At 43.5% G+C, this 375-nt stretch carries 1 protein-coding gene; it reads right to left on the bottom strand.

Translation table 11 applies throughout. The features are described 5' to 3' along the window. A partial coding sequence (locus tag HC175_RS20490) for a DUF349 domain-containing protein (RefSeq protein WP_168139875.1) occupies positions 1-375 on the bottom strand: 375 nt, incomplete at both ends.

Here is a 375-nt window from a genome sequence, read left to right as displayed (position 1 = left end):
AATGCCTGGTCTAAAGCCCTATTGAATTTTCCTTCAATGTAGCGCTTGCTTTGAGGCACTCTTCCCAACTTTTTCCATTCTTCGATATAACTTTTGATCACCGGCAGATCCTTTTTACGATCCCCGGAAAGCTCCTGATTTTTCAACTTATCAAGAAGTTCCCGCTTTTGTTCAAAAGCATCATTCTCTTCTTTATTTTCCTCATTTCTTGACGCATGAAGCCGGTCGAAGTAATGGTTACAGGCAGCCTTGAATTTTTTCCAGATCTTGTCGCTGTCCTTGCGCGGCACATGGCCAATGTTCTTCCAATCGGCCTGGATCTTTTTCATGATGGGGGTAGTAGCCTTAAAGTCCTCACTGTTCTTATGCTCTTCG

The organism is Salinimicrobium oceani, from assembly GCF_012037645.1.
The sequence above is the reverse complement of the archived record's forward strand: the minus strand, read 5'-3'. Positions and strand labels throughout refer to the sequence as shown.